The organism is Brevundimonas sp. NPDC055311, from assembly GCF_053645695.1.
Window position 1 is genome coordinate 521,591 of sequence record NZ_JBSHMV010000001.1, and the last position, 22,980, is coordinate 544,570.

At 67.8% G+C, this 22,980-nt stretch carries 21 protein-coding genes; 15 read left to right on the plus strand and 6 right to left on the minus strand.

The genetic code is table 11. The features are described 5' to 3' along the window. Positions 1-4: 4 nt before the first annotated feature. A complete protein-coding gene (locus ACWIDZ_RS02500) occupies positions 5-778 on the minus strand; it encodes an enoyl-CoA hydratase (protein WP_453988387.1) in 774 nt (257 codons plus the stop codon). Next, a complete protein-coding gene (locus ACWIDZ_RS02505) occupies positions 775-1,848 on the minus strand; it encodes an MBL fold metallo-hydrolase (protein WP_453988385.1) in 1,074 nt (357 codons plus the stop codon). Before ACWIDZ_RS02505 ends, ACWIDZ_RS02500 begins: the two co-directional genes overlap by 4 nt. Before the next feature lie 211 nt (positions 1,849-2,059). Between ACWIDZ_RS02505 and ACWIDZ_RS02510 the strand changes: the two genes are divergently transcribed. The 5 genes from ACWIDZ_RS02510 to ACWIDZ_RS02530 all read left to right on the plus strand — a co-directional run bounded on the left by ACWIDZ_RS02510 (position 2,060) and on the right by ACWIDZ_RS02530 (position 6,276). Then, the gene (locus tag ACWIDZ_RS02510) at positions 2,060-2,965 is read left to right on the plus strand and encodes a hypothetical protein (RefSeq protein WP_453988384.1); all 906 of its coding nucleotides are present in this window, start codon (positions 2,060-2,062) and stop codon (positions 2,963-2,965) included. A gap of 108 nt (positions 2,966-3,073) precedes the next feature. After that, on the plus strand, positions 3,074-3,859 hold the full coding sequence (gene xth / locus ACWIDZ_RS02515) for an exodeoxyribonuclease III (protein ID WP_453988383.1): 786 nt from the start codon (positions 3,074-3,076) through the stop codon (positions 3,857-3,859). Positions 3,860-3,862: 3 nt separating this feature from the next. Further along, entirely contained in the window at positions 3,863-4,405 is a 543-nt protein-coding gene (locus tag ACWIDZ_RS02520; RefSeq protein WP_312218127.1) for a hypothetical protein, read from the plus strand. A gap of 74 nt (positions 4,406-4,479) precedes the next feature. Further along, positions 4,480-5,400 (plus strand): cobalamin biosynthesis protein CbiG, encoded by a 921-nt coding sequence (locus tag ACWIDZ_RS02525; RefSeq protein ID WP_453988382.1) that lies wholly within the window; start codon positions 4,480-4,482, stop codon positions 5,398-5,400. Positions 5,401-5,448: 48 nt separating this feature from the next. Then, entirely contained in the window at positions 5,449-6,276 is an 828-nt protein-coding gene (locus ACWIDZ_RS02530) for a hypothetical protein (RefSeq protein WP_453988381.1), read from the plus strand. Here ACWIDZ_RS02530 and recN read toward each other — a convergent pair. Together recN and ACWIDZ_RS02540 are read right to left on the minus strand one after the other, a co-directional pair. Then, positions 6,233-7,930, minus strand: a complete 1,698-nt coding sequence (gene recN, locus ACWIDZ_RS02535; RefSeq protein WP_343831255.1) for a DNA repair protein RecN — start codon at positions 7,928-7,930, stop codon at positions 6,233-6,235. The two genes, ACWIDZ_RS02530 and recN, sit on opposite strands and share 44 nt — an antisense overlap. Before the next feature lie 95 nt (positions 7,931-8,025). Beyond that, the gene (locus tag ACWIDZ_RS02540) at positions 8,026-8,889 is read right to left on the minus strand and encodes an outer membrane protein assembly factor BamD (RefSeq protein WP_453988380.1); all 864 of its coding nucleotides are present in this window, start codon (positions 8,887-8,889) and stop codon (positions 8,026-8,028) included. Between the two features lie 211 nt (positions 8,890-9,100). Between ACWIDZ_RS02540 and ACWIDZ_RS02545 the strand changes: the two genes are divergently transcribed. The 4 genes from ACWIDZ_RS02545 (at position 9,101) to pth (ending at position 12,711) form a co-directional block, all read left to right on the plus strand. Beyond that, on the plus strand, positions 9,101-10,036 hold the full coding sequence (locus ACWIDZ_RS02545) for a ribose-phosphate pyrophosphokinase (protein WP_291776246.1): 936 nt from the start codon (positions 9,101-9,103) through the stop codon (positions 10,034-10,036). A 109-nt stretch (positions 10,037-10,145) separates the two neighbouring features. Further along, positions 10,146-11,210 carry a hypothetical protein gene (locus ACWIDZ_RS02550; protein WP_453988379.1) on the plus strand — a complete coding sequence of 355 codons (1,065 nt, stop codon included), beginning with the start codon at positions 10,146-10,148 and terminating at the stop codon, positions 11,208-11,210. Positions 11,211-11,360: 150 nt separating this feature from the next. Then, on the plus strand, positions 11,361-11,978 hold the full coding sequence (locus ACWIDZ_RS02555) for a 50S ribosomal protein L25/general stress protein Ctc (protein ID WP_312218132.1): 618 nt from the start codon (positions 11,361-11,363) through the stop codon (positions 11,976-11,978). Between the two features lie 127 nt (positions 11,979-12,105). Next, on the plus strand, positions 12,106-12,711 hold the full coding sequence (pth, locus tag ACWIDZ_RS02560) for an aminoacyl-tRNA hydrolase (RefSeq protein ID WP_312218133.1): 606 nt from the start codon (positions 12,106-12,108) through the stop codon (positions 12,709-12,711). 25 nt (positions 12,712-12,736) lie between these two features. Here pth and ACWIDZ_RS02565 read toward each other — a convergent pair whose 3' ends face one another. After that, positions 12,737-14,341, minus strand: coding sequence for a DUF4139 domain-containing protein (locus ACWIDZ_RS02565; RefSeq protein WP_453988378.1), 1,605 nt, complete (start codon positions 14,339-14,341; stop codon positions 12,737-12,739). A gap of 4 nt (positions 14,342-14,345) precedes the next feature. Continuing rightward, positions 14,346-15,758: a DUF4139 domain-containing protein gene (locus tag ACWIDZ_RS02570; protein ID WP_453988377.1), complete on the minus strand. Its 1,413-nt coding sequence runs from the start codon at positions 15,756-15,758 to the stop codon at positions 14,346-14,348. A gap of 131 nt (positions 15,759-15,889) precedes the next feature. Here ACWIDZ_RS02570 and ACWIDZ_RS02575 point away from each other — a divergent pair, with 131 nt between their 5' ends. The 6 genes from ACWIDZ_RS02575 (at position 15,890) to ACWIDZ_RS02600 (ending at position 22,890) form a co-directional block, all read left to right on the plus strand. Continuing rightward, complete coding sequence (locus ACWIDZ_RS02575; protein WP_427791857.1) at positions 15,890-16,276, plus strand: DUF2946 family protein; 387 nt, start codon at positions 15,890-15,892, stop codon at positions 16,274-16,276. Positions 16,277-16,352: 76 nt separating this feature from the next. Beyond that, complete coding sequence (locus ACWIDZ_RS02580) at positions 16,353-18,422, plus strand: TonB-dependent receptor family protein (RefSeq protein WP_453988376.1); 2,070 nt, start codon at positions 16,353-16,355, stop codon at positions 18,420-18,422. After that, positions 18,422-19,810, plus strand: a complete 1,389-nt coding sequence (locus ACWIDZ_RS02585) for a PepSY-associated TM helix domain-containing protein (RefSeq protein ID WP_453988375.1) — start codon at positions 18,422-18,424, stop codon at positions 19,808-19,810. Before ACWIDZ_RS02580 ends, ACWIDZ_RS02585 begins: the two co-directional genes overlap by 1 nt. 14 nt (positions 19,811-19,824) lie before the next feature. Next, entirely contained in the window at positions 19,825-20,319 is a 495-nt protein-coding gene (locus ACWIDZ_RS02590; RefSeq protein WP_453988374.1) for a copper chaperone PCu(A)C, read from the plus strand. A 73-nt stretch (positions 20,320-20,392) separates the two neighbouring features. Continuing rightward, positions 20,393-21,490, plus strand: a complete 1,098-nt coding sequence (ychF, locus tag ACWIDZ_RS02595) for a redox-regulated ATPase YchF (RefSeq protein WP_291776269.1) — start codon at positions 20,393-20,395, stop codon at positions 21,488-21,490. Positions 21,491-21,618: 128 nt separating this feature from the next. Further along, the gene (locus ACWIDZ_RS02600; RefSeq protein ID WP_453988373.1) at positions 21,619-22,890 is read left to right on the plus strand and encodes an O-acetylhomoserine aminocarboxypropyltransferase/cysteine synthase family protein; all 1,272 of its coding nucleotides are present in this window, start codon (positions 21,619-21,621) and stop codon (positions 22,888-22,890) included. Positions 22,891-22,980 lie beyond the last annotated feature (90 nt).

Consider the following 22,980-nt stretch of genomic DNA (forward strand, 5'->3'; position numbering starts at 1 on the left):
GAAATCAGCCCTGCCGGGAGAAGTCCGGCGCGCGCTTCTGGCTGAAGGCCATGAAGGCCTCCATCGCCTCGGGGCTGCGCATCTGCGAACCGAAGGCCTGCGCCTCGCGCTGCATGACCGTCCACAACAGCTCAGCGTCGCGCATCAGGGCCTTGGTCTTGCGAATGGAGTTGGGCGCCCGCGCCGCCAGCTTGGCCGCTAGATCCGCCGCCGTCGCCTCGACCTGATCAGCGGGAACCGCGCGGTTGGCCAGGCCCCAGGCCAGCGCCGTCTTGCCGTCGATCGCCTCGCCCAAGGCGAACAGTTCAAACGCCCGCTGATGACCCAGAACACGCGGCAGCAGCAGCGACGACGCCGCCTCCGGCGCCAGCGCCAGATTGACGAAGGGAACGGACAACAGGGCGTCCTCGGCCACAACCACCATGTCGCAATGCAGCAGCAGCGTCAGGCCGATGCCCACCGCCCGGCCGCGCACCGCCGCCACAGCGGGCTTGTCCAAATCGGCCAACGCCTTCAGGAAGCGGAACACCCCCATCTCGACCAGATCGCCCTCGGTCTGGCCAATGGCGATGAAGTCGGCGATGTCATTGCCCGCCGAGAAGGAATCGCCCTCGCTGCGGAACAGGATGACGCGCACGGCGTCGTCGACCCTCGCCTTCTCCGTCGCATCGGCCAGAGCCGTATACATCGCCTGGGTGATGGCGTTCTTCTTGTCCGCACGGTCGAAGACGACCGTCAGGACGCCGCCCTCCAGATGGGTCCGAATATGTTCGCTCATTGGCCTGTCTCCGAAAGGCTCCACCAATCCACGCCGTCCCCGTCCCGCGCGCGGCGGACTCGTCCCTGGCGTTCGAGATAGTTGAGGTGCGCCAGCGCCTCGCCGGTCGCCATGCCCAATACGGCGTCGCCCACCGGCCGAGCGAACAAAGCGCCGAACACGTCCACGGCGCGACACGGCGTCCGCAGCGTCTTCTCCAACCGCTTCAGCGCCACCTCATGCCCGCGCATCAACGCCTCCAGCCGCAAGGTCACGCCGTAGAACGGCTCCCCATGCGAAGGCAGCACCAGCAGATCGCCCGGCAGCCTGTCCTTCAGCGCCGCCAGCGAGCGCAGCCAATCGCCCAGCGGGTCGGCCTGCGGCTCCGTCGGCCAGATCGAGATATTTGAGGAAATGCGCGGCAGAATCTGATCGCCCGCGATGAAGACGCCGTCCGTCTCGCGCCACAGGCAGACATGCTCCGGACTGTGCCCTTCGCCGATCACGACCCGCCATTCATCACCGCCGATGCTCAGGATCTCGCCGTCCTGCACCCGGCGGTAATAACGCGGAAAATCCTGAACCATGCGGCCGAACCCGCCATAGCCGTCCCGCCAGCGCGCCATCTGTTCGTCCGACCATCCCGCCGCCCGATAGAAGGCTTCAGCGCTCGCCGGAAGCCCCAACGCCTCGTCGCCGATCAGCAGTCGCGCGGTCACATACTCCGTCCGCGACATCAGCAGCGGCGCATCGAACTGTTCGCACAGCCAGCCGGCAAGGCCGATATGATCCGGGTGCATATGAGTGCAGATGACGCGGGTGACGGGGCGGCCGCCCAGGACGCCGGTCAGCGTCCTGCTCCAGCCTTCGCGCGACGCATCCGTGGCCAGACCGGCGTCGACAATGGCCCAGCCGTCTCCATCCTCGATGGCGTAGAGATTGATGTGGTTTAGGGCCATGGGCAGCGGCAGGCGCAACCACAGCACGCCGGGCGCGACCTCTATCGCTTCGCCGGCGGAAGGCGCCTCCGGAAACGGATACTTCAGGCCCCGCTCCATCCGCGAGCGAGACAGGGTGTCTCCTTCCGCCAAGGTCCGTCTCCAATCAAAACTATCGTGCAGATAAGCGGAACATGAGACGATCGTCCAGCATCAAGGCGCACTTGCGCTTGACCACAGCCAAAGACGCCGCCAAGGCTGCTTTATCCTTTTCGAGGCCCGGAGCAGTTTTGTGACCTTCCCTACCCGTAGCCGCACGGTCGTTGTGGCAGCCGCCCTGGCGCTCATGACCCTTACGCCTTCCTTGAGTGTCGCCCAGGTCCGGTCAGGCGCGGCTCCCGTCGGCCCTGGCGGCAATGAACAGGATCCGCTGAACGAGCAACGCGCCGGAGAACGCGCCCCGACAGGCCGTCTGGCCCGCCGTCAGCAGCAGCAGCGCCAACGCGCGCCCCAGCCGCCCAGCGCCGAGGAGGTCCAGGCCGCCGCCCAGGGCGTGCTGACCGCGACCAACACCAACTGCCAGATCACCGAGTCCAAACTGCTGGGCCAGTCGCCCAACAAGGAGTCGCTGTATGAGGTCGCCTGCGCGGCCGGTCCCGGCTATCTGCTGCTGACTTCGACCCCGCCGGTGGCCACGGACTGCATGGTGCTGGCCTATTCGGCCGAACAGGCCCGTGCGCGTGATCCGGAAGCGGATGTGGGCTCGCAATGCAGCATGCCGGCCAACGATAACGCCATGGCCGTCATCACCGCCTTCGCCAAGGAAGCCGGCGTGGCCTGCACGGTCGACGAAGGCTCCATCATCGGCGCCAAGCCGGGCGGGGCCGTGGTCTATGAGGTCGGCTGCGCCGGCGTCGAAGGCGCCCAGATCAACAAGGCCGCCTCGGGCTGGGAAGTCGTCTCCTGCATGGAGTTGGTCTCGGCCAACGCCACGTGCCGCTTCACCACGCCGGCCGAGCAAGTCGCCACGCTGAAGGGCTGGCTGGCCGGCTCCGAAGCCGCCGCCTGCGACGTCAGCCAGGCCCGCTACATGGGCAAGAACGCCAACGGCTCCTTCTATGAAGCCGCCTGCAACGGCGCGGACGGCGTCATCGTCCGCTTCGACACGGCCAAGGCCGTGCAGCAGGTCTACCCCTGCGCCACCGCTCAGCAAGTCGGCGGCGGCTGCAAGCTGACGACCACGGCTCCGGCCGCTACGCCGAACAGCTGACTCTGATTTCAGCCTGAAGTTTCAGACGCCGCCGGAGCAATCCGGCGGCGTCTTTGTTTTGTCCGCCCCTCTTCCCGAATGAAGCGGCTCACCTTAGCCTTGCGTCCCATGCGCATCGCCACCTGGAACGTGAACTCGGTCAACGCCCGCCTGCCCACGGTGCTGGAGTGGATTCAGGCCGCCAATCCCGACGTCGCCTGCTTCCAGGAGATCAAATGCGTGGACGAGAAGTTCCCGCGCGAGGCCTTCGAGGACCTGGGCTACAACGTCGAGACGCACGGCCAGAAGAGCTACAACGGCGTCGCCCTGCTCTCGAAATATCCGCTGTCGGATGTACGGCGCGGCCTGCCCGGCGACGAGACGGACGAACAGGCCCGCTATCTGGAAGCTCTGATCGAAGCGCCCCGCCCGCTCCGCGTCGCCTCCATCTACCTGCCCAACGGCAATCCGCTGGGAACCGAGAAGTTCGCCTACAAGCTGGCCTGGTTCCAACGCCTTCAGAACCACGCGCGCGAACTGCTGGCGCTGGAGGAACCGCTGGCCCTGTGCGGCGACTACAACGTCATCCCCGAGGCCGAGGACGCCAAGAACCCCGCCGCCTGGGCCGAGGACGCCCTGTTCCAGCCCGAAAGCCGCGAGGCCTTCCGCACGCTGAAATGGCTGGGCCTGGCCGATTCCCACGAACTGGGCCGCGAACCGGCCGGAACCTTCACCTTCTGGGACTATCAGGCGGGCGCCTGGCAGAGGAACCACGGCATCCGCATCGACTTCGCCATGCTGTCGCCCCAGGCCGCCGACCGCTTCCGCGCCATTGAGACGCACCGCGAGGCGCGCGACATGGAAAAGCCCAGCGATCACGTCCCCGTCGTGGTCGATCTGGATCTGGAGGCCTGATCCATGGGCGACACGTTCAGGGCCATTCTGCTGATCGCCCTGATCGCCGCCTTCCTGACCACCGGCGTCCTGCTGTTTTCCTGGTGGATGGAGTCCGAGCGGCGACTGCGACGGGCGATGAAGAAGGCGCTGGGGGCGGCGGCCGACACAGTGGCCCTGTCAGCCCATGAAGGCCGCGCCGCCGGACTGGACCTCGACGGCGGGCAGTTGGTCGTCCTGTGGAACCGGGGCGCCATGGGGCTAGTCTACGCCTTCGAGGAAGTGCTGGGCGCCGAGATCATTGTCGACGGCCATGTCGTCGCCCGCGTCCTGCGCGGTCAGATGCGCAAGGAGATCGACCTGGACGCGCCCGACGCCGAATTGGTCGTGCTGCGGCTGATCTTCAGCGATCCCCACAACGCCGAGTTCGAACTGGCCCTGTGGAACGGTTCTCGCACCGCCCCCGCCTCCGAGGCCGAAAAGACCAGCGGCGCTCGCTCTCCGGGCGAGGGCCTGCGGCTGGGGCGCCGCTGGTTGTCGCACGTCGAAGCCCTGATGCAACGCTGATCGCCCTTCACGGCTTGAGTCCGGGCGGCTAGAACCCCTCGTCCCTCTTTTTGCTTCTTTCTTCAGGAGCCCCCGTGGCCCGCCTCTTCGACGCCTACATCATCGCCAACTGGACCGCCGCCGAGGGCAAGAAGCTGGGCGAACAGACCCTGTGGATCGGCGTCGCCAAGCGCGACGTGCGCTTCCGCCTCTATGCCGAGACACACAACGTCGCCACGCGCGCCGAGGGCGAGAAGCTGATCGCCGACCTGCTGGCCGAACACCGCAAGCGCGGCGACCGCGTGCTGGTGGGCTTCGACTTCGACTTCGGCTTCCCGGCCGGAACGGCTGCGCGGCTGAAACTGGACGGCCGCCCGTGGGACGCCATGGGCAAGTTCCTGGCCGCCAACATCGTCGACAAGGCCGACAACACGAACAACCGCTATCAGGTCGCGGCCAAGATGAACCGCCTGATGACGGACGAGCCCTGGCCCTTCTGGGGCGCGCCCGCCAGCCAGGCCCAGCGCTGGCTGACCACGACCAAGCCGCCCGAAGGCGCCGGCGCCGACATCCCCGAGTTCCGCGCCACGGAACTGGCCGCGCGCAAGGACAAGCTGCCGCCCAAGAGCGTCTGGCAGATGCACGGCGCCGGCGCGATCGGCGGCCTGACCCTGGTCGGCGTTCCCATGCTGCGCCGCCTGCTGGACACTCTGGGCGCCTCGACCGCCGTCTGGCCCTTCGGCACAGGCTGGCGCGAACTGACCGAGGCCGACATCGAGCCCCTGTCAGCCGTCATCGTCGAAGTCTGGCCCGCCCTCTATGAAGCCAAGCGCAGCGTGAACGCCGAAGGCGTCAAGGAATACAAGACCCAGGCCCAGGTCCGCGCCGCCGCCGAAGCCTTCGCCCGCATGGACGACGCCGGCGACCTGCAGAAGGCGTTTGCACCGCCCGCCGGTGCAGACGAAGCCCTGATCGCTCAGGTCGAAAGCGAAGAAGGCTGGATCCTGGGGGTCTGACCTCCAGCACTGATTGAGGCTGATGGCGTTGTGTGTTCACGTCAAGAAATGAACGAACGCCGTCCTTTCATCATCAACCTCATGATGCACTGGACCTGCCTCCTTCTGGCGGTGGCGTTGACGTCTGCGCTCCCATCAACCGCTCAAGCTGACGACGAGCGTTGCCGTCAGGATTCGTCGACCGTCTTCATCATCCAGGGCGAGATCGACGATGCGATGGCCGCCTGCGTAAAGGCCCGCTTTCAGCCAACAACGACTGAGCTGCTTTTGGACAGCAGAGGCGGCTCCGTCGAAGCTGCAATCACAATCGCGCAGCATTTTGAGGGACAGCGTCTCAGCATGCGCGTTCGTAAAGAATGCAGCTCCTCATGTGCGAACTACTTCCTGCCCCTTGCCGGTCAGTTGATCGTTGAACCCGGCGCGCTGATCGTGATTCATGGGGGCGCAGACCCCATGCTGGTCGAAAAAATGCGTGGCGAAGGCGAACCCGAACTGATCGTGGCGGCTTTGTCTCAACTGGCCGAGCAGCAAATACACTTCGCCAGACGAAATGGGATCCACCCGGGCTGGCTTCTATATCGTCAGTCCGGACAAGCCTCATCCAACGCGCTGGACGGCGACTGGGAGGGCGCCTCCACCGCAATCCGCGCTTATGTCGTCGAAGAAAGGATGGCGCGTAGTTGTCTGACCGGGGTTGAAATCCTGCCCTTTCAGGATTCGCTGGACGAAGGTCTTCTCAGCCCCTCTCGCGCTCAGAAGCTGCATCAGCAGGGCATCGCCCGTTCTGGCAGCGTCGTCTGCAACAGCATGGGTTGGGAGGACGTGATCGCCCCTACCCGATCAGCACCCGCGCCGCCGCCCGCGCTTCATCGGTGATCTCGGCACCGGACAGCATCCGCGCGATCTCTTCCTGACGCGGGCCTTCCTCCAGCACGTCGATGGAGGTCCGCGTATGGCCCTCCACGTCGGCCTTGCGGACCTTCCAGTGGGCGTGGCCGCGCGCCGCGACCTGGGGGCTGTGCGTCACGACCAGCACCTGCGCCCCGCGCGACAGGCGTTGCAGGCGTCCGCCTACGGCTTCGGCCACGGCGCCGCCGACGCCTTGGTCCACCTCGTCGAAGATCATGACCGGCTGGCGCTGGTCCTCGCGGCTGGCCAGAGCCGCCTTCATCGCCAGGGCGAAGCGCGCCAGTTCCCCGCCCGAGGCCACCGTATCCAGCGGGCCGAAGGCGGTCCCCGCATTGGTCGCCACCTCGAACCGCACCGTCTCGACGCCCAGCGGGCCGCGACGCGCCTCGATCGGCTCCAGCGTCACGCGGAAGCGGGCGCGCTCCAGCTTCAACGGGCCGAGTTCGTCCATGACAGCGGCGACCAGCCGATCTCCCGCCGCCTCGCGCGCCGAGGTCAGCAGCAGGGCCGCCACATCATAGGCCTCTATCGCGGCGGCGACGTCGCGTCGGGCCTTGGTCAGAGCCTCTTCTCCGTCCTCGATCAGACGCAGTTGTTCACGCAGGCGCATCCGGAGCGCCGGCAGGGCCTCGACCGGGGTGTTCAACTTGCGAGCGGCGGCGCGCAAGGCGAACAGCCGCTCCTCCGCCTTGTCCAGACGGCCCGGCTCGAAGTCGAAGGCGTCGGCGGCGGCGTCGACGCAGGCCACTGCCTCGGTCGCCTCGACCAGGGCGCGGTCCACCGCCTCGGCCGCCAGCGCCAGTTTGACGATGATGGGATTGTCGCCCTCGGCTCCCGCCTGCACCGCCCGCTGGCGCGCGTGCTCCACCGCGCGCAGGGCCGAGGCCAGACGCTGGCTCAGCTTGTCCCCGCCCAGCAGATTGCGCGCATCGGCCAGATCAGCCACCGCCTTCTCCGCCGCACCGAGGATGGCCCGTTCGCCCGCCAGTTCCGTCTCTTCGTCCGGCTTGGGATCCAGGGCGTCGAGGTCGGCCAGATTCAGCGCGATCTCCTCCGCCTTGGCCGCGGCCTCGGCGGCGGACGCCTCCAGTTCATCCAGATGGGCCTGCGCCGACTTCAGGCGCTCGGCCGCCCCGGCCACGCCCGACAATTGCGGCTGCAACCCGCCATAGTTGTCCAGCAGGGTGCGGTGCGTCTTCCAGTCCAGCAGGCCGACGGTTTCATGCTGACCGTGCACCTCGACCAGCAGGGCGCCGATTTCGCGCAGGGCCGCCACCCCGGCGGGCTGATCGTTGACATAGGCGCGGCTGCGGCCGTCGGCCGACACTACGCGGCGCAGGATCAGTTCCTCGCCCGGCGCCGCCTCGAAGCCCCGCTCGGACAGCAGGGCGATCAGCGCCTCGTCATCCGGGGCGGTGAAGACGGCCGTGGCGGACGCCTGCTTGGCGCCGTTGCGCACCAGTCCGGCGTCGGAGCGCGCGCCTAGCGCCAGGCCCAGGGCGTCCAGAATGATGGACTTGCCCGCCCCCGTCTCGCCGGTCAGCACGGTCAGGCCCGCCTCGACCTCCAGGTCCAGGGCGTCGACAAGCACGATGTCGCGGATCGAGAGCGTGGTCAGCATGGGCGATCTGATTCGAGGTTTCGCCGCATCCTAGCCGGAAACAGAACAGGAACGCAGCGCCTTAATCACGCCCCGCGCTCCTTTCTGCGACCGGATCAGGCGCCGCCGGGGATCAGGCGTTGCAGCCAGGATTCGCGCTTGCCCTCGGGCTTGACGTCGAGGCTCTGGCCCCGCTCGTTCAGCAGGACGTAGGCCTCCGCGTACCAGGGGCTGCCCGGAAAGTTGTGGCCCAGAACGGCGGCGTTGCGGGTCGCCTCCTCGGTCAGACCCAGGCTCAGATTGACCTCGACCAGGCGATACAGGGCCTCGGGCGTGTGCGACGTACGCTGGAAATCGGGGTTGTTGATGACCGTCTTGTAGCGGTTCAGGGCGCCCAGGGGCTGGTTGGCCCGCTGATAATAGCGGCCGACGGTCATTTCCTTGCCGGCCAGCTGGTCGTTGACCATGTCGATCTTGACCCGCGCGTCGGTGGCGTAGGTCGAACCTGGATAACGGCGCACCACGTCGCGCAGACCCGCCAGGGCGGCCTCGGCGTAGCCCTGGTCCCGGCCCACGTCGACGATCTGCTCGAAGTTGCAGACGGCCTTCATGTAGAAGGCGTAGCTGGCCGACGGATTGCCGGGGAACAGGGCGATGAAGCGGTCAGCCGCCGCGATCGCGTCCTGATAGTTGTTGTTCTGATAATAGGCGTAGACCTGCATCAGGATCGCCCGACGCGCCCACTCCGAATAGGGGTGCTGGCGTTCGACTTCCTGGAAATAGTCGACGGCGTCCATCCAGCGCTTGGACTGCAGGCGCTGATAGCCGGTGTTGTAGAGAGCCTCGACCGGACGCTCCTCATAGGCCAGCTTCTGGCGCGGCTTGTTGCCGGCGCAGGCAGAGAGCGACAGGGCCGCGACGGCGACCGTCAACAGGGTCAGGCCGGTACGAGACTTCGAAGCGAGCAAGGGCGACCTCATCAAGATGCCTTCGGGACGCGGACACGCGACACGCGCCCTCGTTAGCAGGATGCGTCCTCTATAACAGCGCCCGCGCCCAAGCCAATCGGCTGAAATCGAAGATACGACCGGAACACGGCTGGACGCCGCCCCGTTCGCCGCCTAGAGAGCGCGTCCAGAAACGCGTCCGCGACTATTGGCGGGGCGATGACGGCGAAAGGATGACCGGTCAATGAAGCTGCTTGCAGGCAATTCGAACCGGAGCTTGGCCCAGGCCATCGCCTCGCACCTGGACATGCCGCTGACCAAGGCCCAGGTGAAACGCTTCGCCGACAATGAGGTGTTCGCCGTCGTCGAGGAGAACGTGCGCGGCGAGGATGTCTTCATCATCCAGTCGACCTCCTATCCGGCCAACGACAACCTGATGGAAATGCTGATCATGACCGATGCGCTGGTGCGCGCCTCGGCCCGGCGCATCACCGCCGTCATGCCCTACTTCGGTTACGCCCGTCAGGACCGCAAGACGGGCGGCCGCACGCCGATCTCGGCCAAGCTGGTCGCCAATCTGATCACCCGTGCGGGCGCCGACCGCGTCCTGACCATGGACCTGCACGCAGGCCAGATTCAGGGCTTTTTCGACATCCCGACCGACAACCTGGTGGCCACGCCGGTGCTGGCCCAGGACATCAAGGAAAACTATCCGCGCGGCGATGATCTGATGATCGTCTCGCCCGACGTCGGCGGCGTGGTGCGCGCCCGCTCGCTGGCCAGCCGCCTGGACGCCGACCTGGCCATCGTCGACAAGCGCCGCCCCAAGGCGGGCGAGAGCGAGGTCATGAACATCATCGGCGACGTCGAAGGCCGCCGCTGCATCCTGTTCGACGACATCGTCGATTCGGGCGGCACTCTTGTGAACGCCGCCAAGGCGCTGATCGATCGCGGCGCAACCGAGGTCTCGGCCTACATCAGCCACGGCGTCCTGTCCGGCCCGGCCGTGGATCGCGTCACCAATGGCCCCCTGAAGGAGCTGGTGATCACCGACTCCATCGAACAGCCTGACGAAGTTTTGAAGTGCTCGAAGATTCGCCGCGTGTCCGTGGCTCCGCTGATGGGCGAGGCTATTCGGCGGATCGCCAACGAAGAGTCGGTCTCAAAGCTGTTCGATTAAGGTTCGGCTAACCATTCCCTCCGCGATATAAGGGTCTGTAGTCTGGGGCGCCGCGCGCCTCGGACGCCCCTCCAAGTGCGTATCGCTTAAGAACAAGGGAAGACCGCCGATGCCCCAGGCCTTCTTGCGCCGCGGCCTCTCCGTCGCCGCTGTCGCCGCCGCCGCCGTCCTGGCCAGCTGTTCGACGCCCGAACCGGAAGCGCCGCCGCCTCCGCCTCCGCCGCCGCCTCCCCCCGCCTTGGCTCTGAATCAGAGCGTGGCTGAAGCCGCGTCAGTCTATGTGGCCTTCGTGCGTGAAGTCGGGTCGATCCAGGCTGGCTTCCCCGACGCCGAATCCATCCAGGCCGCCGTCCGCAAGGGCGCCGCCGTCGAGGCCGGCCAGTTGTCGCGCGGCATGATCGCCTATGGCGCCATCCTGGCGCTGCAATCGCCTGAATACGTCGCCGGCGTGCGCCAGTACGCCGCCGACCCGGCCCAGCGCCAGCAGATGGTGGCGCGGATCGTGGCCGATCCCGCCTACGCCGCCACCCTGCCGGGCGCCGAATCGGCCGCCGGCCTGATCGCCAGCACCATGGGCAAGGACGCCGCGACCATGACCGCCCTCGCCGAGGCGGTGGAAGGCGACGCCTACACCATTCAGGAGCGCACCGATCCGCGTCGTCGCTGGGCCACCCAGCCCGTCGCAAACCGCGATGGCCGCCTGGAAGGCGCCAAGACCCTGTCGGCCACGCCGCGCCTGCCGTCGGCCGAGGACAGCGCCCGCCTGTTCGCCGCCGCCAACAGCGGCTCGGGGCTGAACCTGGCCGCCGCTCAGCGCGGAGCCCCCTTTACCCCCGCCATCGTCAACTCCCTGGCCATCGCCGCCCTGGCGGCCCTGGGCGCGGCGGGCGAGGACGCCAAGGCCAACACCGACGCCCTGACGACCGAATCGAACAATGAGTTCTGTTTCAGCATGTCCAAGCTGATGCTGTTCCAGTGTCTGGCCGCATCCAGGCCGAACTATGAGGACATCTTCTGCGCCGGCCGTCACGTGGTGCGCGATCTCGCCCAGTGCACGGCCCAATATACAGGCCCTATGCCGACCATCACCGTGGCCGTGCCGCCTGCCGGCGCGCCTGCGCCGATGGCCCAGGCTCAGAACGAGTCCTCACCCTCCGCCTCTCCGCACGGCTGAGGTCGATTATCGCCGCGGGCGCGGCCGGGGCGGTTGCGTCCGCCCCGTGTTCCGTGTAATAGCCCGCGCTCTTGAATTCGAAGGGTTCATGACCCCGCCGCGCGGGACCCGGTTCCGCGCAGGCGTTTACTTGTATTGAAGGCGAGCCCGATGGCCGAGATCATTCTGAACGTTGATGTCCGCGAGAACGTGGGCACCGGCGGCGCCCGCGCCGCGCGTCGCGAAGGCGCTGTGCCCGGCGTCCTGTACGGCGGCGACAAGGCCCCGGTGGCCATCTCCGTGAACGAGCGTGAATTCCGCAAGTCGCTGTACACCGGCAAGCTGATCGGCCACCTGGTGACCCTGAAGCACGGCAAGGAATCGCAGCCGGTCATCGCCAAGGACATCCAGTTCGACCCGGTTTCCGACCGTCCGCTGCACTTCGACCTGATGCGCGTCGGCGCCAAGGAAGAGATCAAGATCGAAATCCCGGTCGCCTTCATCAACGCTGACGAAGCTCCCTACACCCGTCAGGGCGGCATGCTGGAAGTCGTGCGCCACACGGTCGAGATCCTGGTCCGCGCCGACCGTATCCCGTCGGAACTGGTCGTCGACCTGAAGGGCCGCGAGATCGGCGAGAACATCCGGATCTCGGACATCCAACTGCCGGAAGGCGCCGCGCCGACCATCGCCGACCGCGACTTCATGATCGCTGCGATCAAGAATTCGGCCGCTGGCCAGTCGGACGCCGGCGACACCACCGTCGAAGGCGAGGCCGAAGAAGCCTGACGTTTCTTCCCCTATCGCCCTGCGCGCGACGCAGGGCTGCTTGAGGGGATTGAACAGCGAGACACAGCCCCGCCCGGTTCGCCTGGCGGGGCTTTTCTTTGCCTGAAGCACGGGGCATGAGGACCGCATGATCATCATCGCAGGCCTGGGCAACCCCGGCGCCAAATACGAAAAGAACCGCCACAACATCGGCTTCATGGCCGTGGACGAGATCGCCAGCCGCTGGCGCTTCGGCCCTGCACGCGCCAAGTTCCAGTCGATCGTCGCCGACGGCGAGGTCGAGGGGACCAAGGTCCTGCTGATGAAGCCCCAGACCTATATGAACGAGAGCGGCCGGGCCGTCGGCGAGGCGGCGCGCTTCTACAAGGTGAAGCCCGAGCACGTCATCGTCTTCCACGACGAGATCGACCTGGCCCCCGGCCGCTTCCGCATGAAGAAGGGCGGCGGCGCAGCGGGCCAGAACGGCGTGCGCAGCCTGATCAGCCACCTGGGCGCCGACTTCCGCCGCGCCCGCATGGGCATCGGCCATCCCGGCGAGCCGCAGCTGGTCATGCACCACGTCCTGGGCGACTTCCATAAGGCCGACAAGCCGTGGCTGGATGCGCTGCTGCAGGCCTGCGCCGACGCCCTGCCCTTCGCGGTGAACGGCGACGACGAACGCTATCAGGGCGAAGTCATGCGCCTGGCCCCCGCGCCGAAGTTCAGCCCCAGGCAGGCGGCCAAGGGCGAATAACCCTCTCCCGCTGGGAGAGGGTCGATCAATCCGTCGTCGTCCATACCGCCTTCAGCGTCGTCGCGCCGTTCGCGGGCACGCTCAGCGTCCACACCGGATAGCCGGTGTCGTCCACCCGGCTGCGCACCGACTGGCTGCGGATGCGGAAGCCGCGCTGCATGGCGGCGTCTGCGACCAGTTCAACCGTCACCGGCTCGGATCGGGCGTTGGTGACAGTGGTCTCCACCTCAGTGCGCTCGGTCGTGACGGCGCCGCGCGTCGACCTGCCCGACTTCACCAGCCGCGTCTGCACCCGCACGTCGGGCGATTCGCCGAAGGTCAGCCGCACCGGCAGGCCCACGCCCTTGTCCTCGAAGCGGTCCTGACCGGCCAGCAGAACACCGCCCGCGCCGTCCGGCTGCATCACCGCCACCGACCCGCCCGGCAGGGCCACACCCAGCCCGGCGCCCTCCTCGTTGCGCAGCTTCATGACGATGGCCGTAGGCTGCGCCTCCTCGTCTGCGTTCAGCACTCCGGCGCGATAGACCCGCTCATAGGACACGCCCTCGCGCTCAAGAAAGCGCACCTGCTTGGTCTGACGCGCGGCGACCGTCGTCGGCTCAGGCAGAGTGTAGATCTTGTAGTCCCCCAGTTCGCCCTGACGCGCCACACGGCTGCCGGTGACGACGATATCGGCTGCCGCTTCCTGAACCGCCATCCGCATCATCGGAGCAGGCGCAGGCGGCGGAGGGGGCGCCGGAGGCGCCGCGCCATAGTTCGCGAGTTCGCCGGACCCAAGCGTCGTCGTCCCCTGCGGCCAGCACTGGTTCTGCTGATAGCGGACCAGCGGCTCGACCGGCGTGGTGCCTTCGTCCTTCCTCAGCGTGCCCGCCACCACCTGCACCGGCGCGTCTGGGAAGCCCGTTCCGCCGAAATTGGCCAGCGTCACCCAGCCGGTCAGGTCCATCGTCCCGTCCGTGGGGTCCAGACGCGCCACATAGTCGGCCGACCACTGCAATCCTGTGGTCAGATAGGCCAGCGTCACCGTGTGCCGTCCCGCCCGCTCGGCGCGCGTGCGAACCGACAAGGTCGGCTGATCGCCCAACCCCTCGGGCACGCGGTCGAAAACCACCCGCTCGGTCTGGCCAGAGCAGTCCAGCGCCTCGAACCGGCCGTCGATCTCCAGCACGGTTCCTTGGGCGCCCGCGCGGATGACGGCGGCCTTCTCGACCTGTTCGCCGGTCGCGGGATTGGTGCGGACGACGCGCACCACCTCGCCGATGGATTTCTCCATCAGGCTGGCGGGCGACAGCAGGTCGAAGTCGGCGTTGCGCTCGATCACATGGGCGGGCAGGCCCTCCAGCACCGCGCTCTGCGGCACGACGCCGGTGGCCAGGCCTCGAAAACGGATGATCCCCTCGCCCGCCGGAAGATCGACCGTGCGCGTCTCCACGATCAGGGCCAGACCCTGCCGGTCCAGCCTGCTCCACGGCTGGCGCGACTGCTCCATCAGGGCGACCGTATCGACCGGCTGATCACGATAGATGACCACCGTCGCCCCGTCGGGACGCGCGGACACGCTTTCCGTCTGCGCCCAGACCGTGGGCGCCAGAAGGCTCAGCGCTGTGGTGATCGCCAGAAGGCGGCGCATGGGATCAGCCGCCCGTGGTGATGGTCGCGGTCAGCCTGGTCTCGCCGTTGGCGGGCACCGGCACGCGCCAGACGACGGTGCGCGCGTCGCGCATCTCGCCCTCGATGCTCTGGTCCGTCAGTTCGGTGTCGCGGCCCAGACCCCGCTGGCGCACCTCGACCGTCACCGGCTCGGGCCGAGCGTTGCGGACGACGTACTCCATGGCGTAGCGGGTGCGGAAATAGTCGACCAACCGCTTCGACACCCGCTCGGACGACACCAGACGCGGCTGCACGGTCACGTCGAAGGCGTCGCCGGTCGTCACCACGATCTCGGACCCGGCGGGCGAGTGGTCGACCTGACTTTCGCCGATGAAGCGCGGCTCGCCCGCCTCATCCTTCACATAGACGCGGATCACCCCCGCAGGCAGGGCGCGCGCCGCATCACCCGATCCGTTGGCGAAGATGACGCCGACCTCGGCCGCCGCCGGCTCCTCGGCCGTGTAGAAGCCGTCGATGACCCGCAGATAGCGCTTGGTCGCAGGCACGCCCGCCGCGTCGATCAGGCCGACCTGTTTGGTCTGGTTGTTGGCGACCGTCACGGCCTCGGGCAGCGGATAGACATAGACGTCGGCCAGCGCGCCCTGCCCGCCCGACTGGGTGCCATTGCCGCGCGTGTTGGACACACGGACCGGCGGACGCGGATTATAGCCGCCCTGATTGATCAGGTTGACGTCGCCCGCCACCACCCGCGTCTGGGCGTTGCTGAAGGTCGCGCCCGAGTTGTTGGTCAGCGTCACCCAGCCGGTCAAATCCAGCTTGCCCGCCTTCTCGTCGAAACGGGCGACATAGTCCGCCTTCCACGTCAGACCGCTGGTCAGATAGGACAGGGTCGTTTCGCGGCGGCCTGCCCTCTCGGCGTCCAGGGTGACGCTGAGCGTCGGGCGCGGGCGCAGGTTCTGCGGCACCCGGTCAAAGATGACGCGCGTCGGCACGCCGTCGTCGCGCAGCACCTCGATGCGGTCGCCGATCTGCAGCACCACGCCCTGATTCGCCGCCAGCACGCGCGCGCGCTCGGTCGATTGCGCGCCCGAACCGGGATTGGTGCGGACGATGCCGATCTCATTGCCGACAGCGCTTTCCATCAGCTTGCCCGGCGTCAGCAAGTCATAGTCGAAGTTCTGCTCGACCACCGACAGACCGCGCCCCGACAGCCCCACCGTCTCGGGCCGGATGCTGGCGGACACGCCCGGAAACTCCTGACGCGAGCGCCCGGCGGGCACGTTCAGGTTCCGCACGTCCTCCACAAGGGCGATGTTCTGATTATAGACGGTCAGAGACACGCGGTCGGGACCGCCCGGCCCCTCCTCCACCTGTTGCGCGACTGCGGGCGCCGCGAGAAGCAGGGCGAGAGCGAAAGGTCCGATGGCGCGGATCATGCGTATCCTCGATGACTGTCCGACCGCTACGCTGGCACGGGAAAAGCGGCATTGTCGAGGCGTCGCGCGACCCCGCGTCGCCCCCGGCCGGTCTGGCTTCCCCGCGTAGGAAGGTTTAAGGGCCAGGCATCGTGACCCGCTCTCAGGCAGAAAACTGGTCGACCTGGCGCTCGCTGGCCTTCCTGGCCGCGACGTTCGCCATCGTGATCGGCAGCCTGATGCCGTTCGCGGCGCTGGCGGCCTCCACGCCCGGCCAGCCCATCGTCATCTGCTCGGCCGACGGTCCCCAGACCATCCAGTCCGGCGGCGTCGACGGCCCGATCAAGGAGCATATGGGGGCCAAGTGCGCCGCCTGCGTCATGCCTCTGCTGGCCGCCCTGCCCGCGCCCGCCGCGCCGGAACCGGCGCCGGTCGTGCGCCTGACGCAGGCCGTCGTCTACACCCCCTTCATCGCCAGCCCTCCGCCCCCGGCCCGCGCCCCGCCGCGCCCGCCGTCGCGCGCCCCGCCTCACGCCTGAAAACCAGACCCATCGACGCCGCGCGCCTGCTTGAAGGCCTGCGCGGCCGTACATCTGTTTTCAGGATACAAATTCCATGTCTCTCAAGACCGCTGCGGCGCCGTGCGCCCTGCTGATCGGCGCCTGCCTGGCGCCCGCCCTTGCTCACGCTGACAGCCTTCCGGGCGCTGACAGCCCAACCGTCGTCGACAGCATCATCGTCACCGGCCGCCGCAACGCCGAAGACCCGACCGTAGTGGCCGAGGCCCGCGACCGTCTCAGCCGCACCCCCGGCGCCGTCGCCGTGGTGTCGGCCGAAAGCTACTCCGACCGCTTCGTCCAGGGCTTCTCCGACACCCTGCGCAATGTCCCCGGCGTGCTGGCGCAGAAGCGGTTCGGCGAGGAAAGCCGCCTGTCCATCCGCGGCTCGGGCATCGCCCAGGGCTTCCACCAGCGCGGCGTCCTGTTCGCCCAGGACGGCGTGCCCTTCGCCGACGCTGACGGCTTTTCCGACTTCCAGAGCGTGGATTCCCTCAGCGCCCGCTATGTCGAGGTGTGGAAGGGCGCCAACACCCTGCGCTTCGGCGGGGCGCAACTCGGCGGCACCATCAACCTCGTCACACCGACCGGCCGCACCGCCCGCCAGCGCGCCCTGATGCAGATCGAGGGCGGCAGTTACGGCTTCGTGCGTGCACACGGCGCCGTCGCCGAGACCTATGGCGACTGGGATGTCTACGCCGCCGCCACGGCCATGCAGGGCGACGGCTGGCGCGACCACAGCAAACAGTCGCAAGGCCGCCTGACCGTCAATGCGGGCCGGTCCTTCGGCGAGGACCGCGAGGTGCGCCTGATCGCCCAGGCCGCCGACATCAAACAGGACATGCCCGGCTCCCTGACGCTGGAAGAAGCGCTGACCACGCCGCGCAAGGCCGCCGCCAGCGCCTTGTCCGGCGATCAGGCCCGCGATCTGACGGTCAAGCGGCTGACGCTGCAGACCCGCTGGCGTTTCAATGAATCCATCCTGTTCGAGGGCGCCGTCTGGGGCTGGGAGAAGTCGCTCTATCACCCGATCTTCCAGGTTATGGATCAGGACAGCGCCACGCGCGGCGCCTTCGCCCGCATCGACTGGACCGGCCAGATCGGCGGCCTGCGCGCCGACGCCTTCTACGGCTTTTCGTGGCGCGAGGGAGAGGTCGAGGCCCTGCGCTATGTGAACCTCGCCGGGCTGCGCGGCGCCAAGACCGCCGACGCGCGTCAGGACGCCTCCGGTCTGGACGTCTTCGCCGAAGGGCGGCTGTTCGTGACCGACCAGCTGGCCCTGGTCGCAGGCGGCTCATGGGGGCGCGCCACGCGCGACTATCTGGACCGCATGACCCCGGCCAATAACGCCAGCCGGGACTATGAGTGGTTCTCTCCGCGCATGGGCCTGTTGAGGGAAGCGGAAAGCGGCGCCCAGGTCTTCGCCAACCTGACCCGCTCGGTCGAACCGCCGACCTATGGCGCCCTGGTGCAGGCGCCGCTGACCGGATTCACCCCGGTCGAGGTTCAGGACGCCTGGACCGGCGAGATCGGCACGCGCGGCCGTCATGGGCCTCTGGCCTGGGATCTGGTCGCCTATCGCAGCCGGATCGAGGGCGAGATGCTGAACTTCATCACCAGCCCCGACATCCCCGCCGCCACCTTCAACGCCAAAAAGACCATCCACCAGGGGATCGAGGCCGGGCTGGACTGGACCCTGCCGGTCGAACTGGCGGACGGGTCGCTGATGCTGCGTCAGGTCTATAACTGGAGCGACTTCCGCTTCGACGGCGACGCGCGCTGGGGCGACAATCGTCTGCCGGTCGTGCCCCAGCACCAGTATCGCGCCGAGCTGACCTGGCGCCACCCGACGGGCGTCTTCGTCACACCGTCGGTCGAGTGGCGGATGTCCAGTCCCTACGTCGACTACGCCAACACCACAAAGGCGCCGGACTACGCCGTGCTGGGGCTGACGGGCGGCTTCAACATCAACGCCAGAACCTCGGTCTACATCGACGCGCGCAACCTGACCGACAAGCGTTATGTCGGCGAGTTTTCGGCCGTGACCGACGCCAGCAAGACGCAAACTGGCGTCTTCTTCCCCGGCGAGGGCCGTTCGGTCTCCGTCGGCCTGCGGATGGCCTACTGATGACAGCCTCTCTCAAGACCAGGGCGCCGGACGTGATGTCCGGCGCCTATCGGGCCGTCTGGCGCTGGCACTTCTACGCCGGGGTGCTGGTCATGCCGTTCCTGATGCTGCTGACGCTGACGGGCGGCCTCTATCTGTTCAAGGACGAGATCGACCACGCCGTCTATCGCTCCATGATCGAGGTTCCGGCCAGCGCCCAGCAGGCCGATCCCGATCAGTGGCTGGCCGCCGCCGCCCGCGCAGGCGAAGGCCGGGCGGCGAACGTGCTGGTCCCTGACCGCGCCGATCAGGCCGTGCGCGTCCGCGTCGACCGGCCCGACGGCGCCCAGCGCACCGTCTTCGTCGACCCGCACACGGCCAAAGTCACCGGCGTCACCGGCTATGGCGGCGTGACCGAGACGATCAAGAAGCTGCACTCCCTCAGCCTGTTCGGCGGCCCCATCGGGACAGCGCTGAACATTCTGGTCGAGATCGTTGCGGGCTGGGCCATGATCCTGTGCGCCACCGGCATCTATCTGTGGTGGCCGCGCCGCCGCACCGGCGCCGTGCTGCGGCCGCGTGAGACGGACGCCGGGCGCCGCCCGTTCTGGCGCGATGTCCACGCCCTGACCGGCATCTATGTGGGCGGGGTGATCATCTTCCTTGCAGTCACCGGGATGCCGTGGTCAGCCGTCTGGGGCGATCAGTTCATGGGTGTCATGCGCGACACCGGACTGGGCCGCCCGCCCGCGCCCGCCGCCGCCAGTCCCTGGAGCCACGCCAAGCCCCACGACGCCCCGGCGGGCGTGGGCTGGACGCTGGAAAACGCCGTCCTGCCTGCCCATGATCACAGCCACGGGCATGATCCAGCAGCCCCCAGCCTGAACCGCGTGCTTCAGACGGCGCACGAACGGGGCCTGCCCCGCCCCTTCACCGTCAGCATTCCGCAGTCGTCTGATCTGGCCTGGACCGTCGCTCGCCAGACCCGCAAGGCCGAGGACGCCCGCAGCCTTTATGTCGACGGCGCCAGCGGGGCGGTGAAGGCCGACCTGCGCTGGAGCCAGTTCGGCGTCATGGCCAAGGGCTTTGAATGGGGCATCGCCGTCCACCAGGGGATGCAATTCGGCTGGATCAACCGCATCGTCATGCTGATCGGCTGCATCGCCGTCTGGCTGCTGGCGATCAGCGGTCTGGTCATGTGGTGGAAGCGCCGCCCGCCCAGCCTGTCGCGCGGCCTTGTCGGCGCCCCGCCCCCGCCGCCCGACCCCCGCGCGCGAATTGTCGTGCTGTGCATCGTCATCCCCCTGTCCATCCTCTATCCCTTGACGGGACTGAGCCTCGTGGCCGCCCTGCTGCTCGACCGAGCCGTGCGTGCGTTCACCGGGTCCAAGCCCGTCGCAGCCTCTTGAGAAGGAGCTTCAACATGAAACGTCTGTTCGCCCTGACCGCCCTGTCGGCCGCCGCCCTCAGCCTCGCCGCCTGCGGCCAGCCCGCCGAAAAGTCGGCCGAAGCCGCCAAGGACGCCACGGTCGCGCCCGGCACGGTCCAGGTCGCCGACGCCTGGTGCCGCCCCACGCCCAACGGCGCCAAGGTCGGCGGCTGCTACCTGACCCTGACGGCAGGCTCCGACGACCGTCTGGTCAGCGTCTCGACCGCCCTGGCCCAGTCGGCCGAGGTGCATGAGATGAAGATGGAGAACGGGGTCATGAGCATGGCCCACCTGCACGACGGCCTGCCGCTGCCTGCCGGAACCCCGGTCGAGCTGAAGCCCGGCGGCAACCACATCATGCTGATGGGCCTGCGCGATCCGCTGGTCGACGGCGGCGTGGCCTCCTTCACCCTGACGTTCGAGAAGGCCGGCCCCATCGGCGTCCACGCAGCCGTCAAGCAGCCGCCGGTGGTGGATTCGGAGGAGTAAAACCCTCTCTTGGCGGCGCGAGCCTGACAAACTGGCCCGAACCGGCTAAAGGCTCGCGCTCACGAGGAATACCATGGCCCTGAAAGTCGCGATCGTCGGCTTGCCCAACGTCGGCAAGTCCACCCTGTTCAACGCCCTGACCAAGACGGCGGCGGCCCAAGCGGCCAACTATCCGTTCTGCACCATCGAGCCGAACACCGGCGACGTGGCCGTGCCCGAGGCCCGGCTGAACGCCCTGGCCGCCATCGCCGGGTCGAAAGAGATCATCCCCGCGCGCATCACCTTCGTCGACGTGGCCGGTCTGGTGCGCGGCGCCTCCAAGGGCGAGGGTCTGGGCAACCAGTTCCTGGCCAACATCCGCGACTGCGACGCCATCGCCTTCGTGGCCCGCTGCTTCATCGACGACGACATCACCCACGTCGAGAACCGCATCGATCCCATCTCCGACCTCGAGATCATCGAGACCGAGCTGATGCTGGCCGACCTCGAGAGCCTGGAGCGTCGCCGCGTCCAGATCGAGAAGCGCGCCAAGGGCGGCGACAAGGAATCCCAGCTGAACCTCAAGCTGATCGACGCCGCGCTCGAGAAGCTGCGCGACGGCAAGCCCGCGCGTCTGGCTGAGGTGTCCAAGGAAGACCGCAAGGCCTGGGACATGCTGCAGCTGCTGACCGCCCTGCCCGCCCTCTACGTCGCCAACGTCGAGGAAGGCTCGGCCGCCGAGGGCAATGAGCTGTCGGCCAAGGTCGCCGAGCGTGCCAAGGCGGACAACGCCCAGACCGTGGTCATCTCGGCCCAGATCGAGTCCGAGATCGCCGTGCTGGACGACGCCGAACAGGCCGAGTTCCTCGAAACCCTGGGTCTGGAGGAGCCGGGCCTGAACCGCCTGATCCGCGGCGCCTACGACCTGCTGGGTCTGCAGACCTATTTCACCGTCGGGCCGAAGGAAGCGCGCGCCTGGACCATCCCCGTCGGCGCCACGGCGCCGCAGGCGGCGGGCGTCATCCACACCGACTTCGAAAAGGGCTTCATCCGCGCCGAAACCATCGCCTTCGACGACTACGTCGCGCTGAAGGGCGAAGCGGGCGCCAAGGAAGCGGGCAAGATGCGCGCCGAAGGCAAGGCCTACGTCGTCAAGGACGGCGACGTCATGCACTTCCTTTTCAACAACTGACGTCATCATGCGGGGCGGTCAGAAAATCTGACCGCTCTCGCAGAAAAACTGAAATCCCATTTCACGGCGAGCTTTGCTAAGGCTGGTGTGAATCGGCGCGCCTTGCGTCGAAAGCTCCCGGGGAAGCCATGAAGTTCGACACCCTCGCCGTGCACGCGGGCTATGCGCCCGATCCGACCACCAAATCGGTGGCGGTGCCCATCTATCAGACCACCAGCTACGCCTTCGACGACACCCAGCACGGGGCCGACCTGTTCGACCTGAAGGTGGCGGGCAACATCTACACCCGCATCATGAACCCGACGTCCGACGTGCTGGAGCAGCGTCTGGCGGCGCTGGAGGGCGGGGTCGCAGCCCTGACCGTGGCCTCTGGCATGGCGGCGATCACCTATGCGATCCTGACCATCGCCGAGGCCGGCGACAACATCATCGCCACGGGCGCCCTTTATGGCGGCACCTACAACCTGTTCGCCCACACCCTGCCTCAGTACGGCATCGAGGTGCGCTTCATCGACGCCGACGACATCGCGGCGGTGGCGGCCAACACGGATGAGCGGACCAAGGCGGTCTTCTGCGAATCCATCGGCAATCCGCTCGGCAATGTGGTGGACTTCGCCGCGCTGGCGGACGCCGCCCACGCGCAAGGCCTGCCGCTGATCGTCGACAATACCGTGCCGACGCCCTACCTGACCCGGCCGATCGAGCACGGCGCCGACATCGTCGTCCACGCCCTGACCAAATACATCGGCGGCCACGGCACCAGTATCGGCGGCGCAATCGTCGACGGCGGGACCTTCCCCTGGGCCGAGCACAAGGACCGCTTCGCGCGCCTGAACACGCCCGAAGTCAGCTATCACGGCGTGGTCTATACTGAGGCCTTCGGCCCGGCGGCCTTCATCGGGCGGGCGCGCACCGTTCTGCTGCGCAATACCGGCGCGGCCATCTCGCCGTTCAACAGCTTCCTGATCCTGCAGGGGCTGGAAACGCTCGCCCTGCGCATGGATCGCCACGTCGAGAACGCCACCGCCGTCGCGCAATGGCTGAAGGCCCACCCCAAGGTCGACTGGGTCAACTACGCCGGCCTTCCCGAGCACAAGGATCACGCCCTGATCCAGAAGTATTTCGGCGGCAAGGCGTCCGGTCTGCTGACCTTCGGCGTCAAGGGCGGCCGCGAGGCCGGGGCCCGCTTCCAGGACGCGGTGAAGATCTTCACCCGCCTGGTCAACATCGGCGACGCCAAGTCGCTGGTCTGCCACCCGGCCTCGACCACCCACCGCCAGCTGTCGCCCGACGAACTGAAAAAGGCGGGCGTGACCGAGGACACGGTGCGTCTGTCCGTCGGCATCGAGCATATCGACGACCTGATCGCTGACCTGGACCAGGCTCTGGCCGCCGCCTGATCCTCCCCCTCCCTGTCCCCGCCAGGCGCCGTCGACGCGGCGCTTGGCTGTCGACTCCCGCGATCCGGCTCACTACGGTCCCGCCATCGA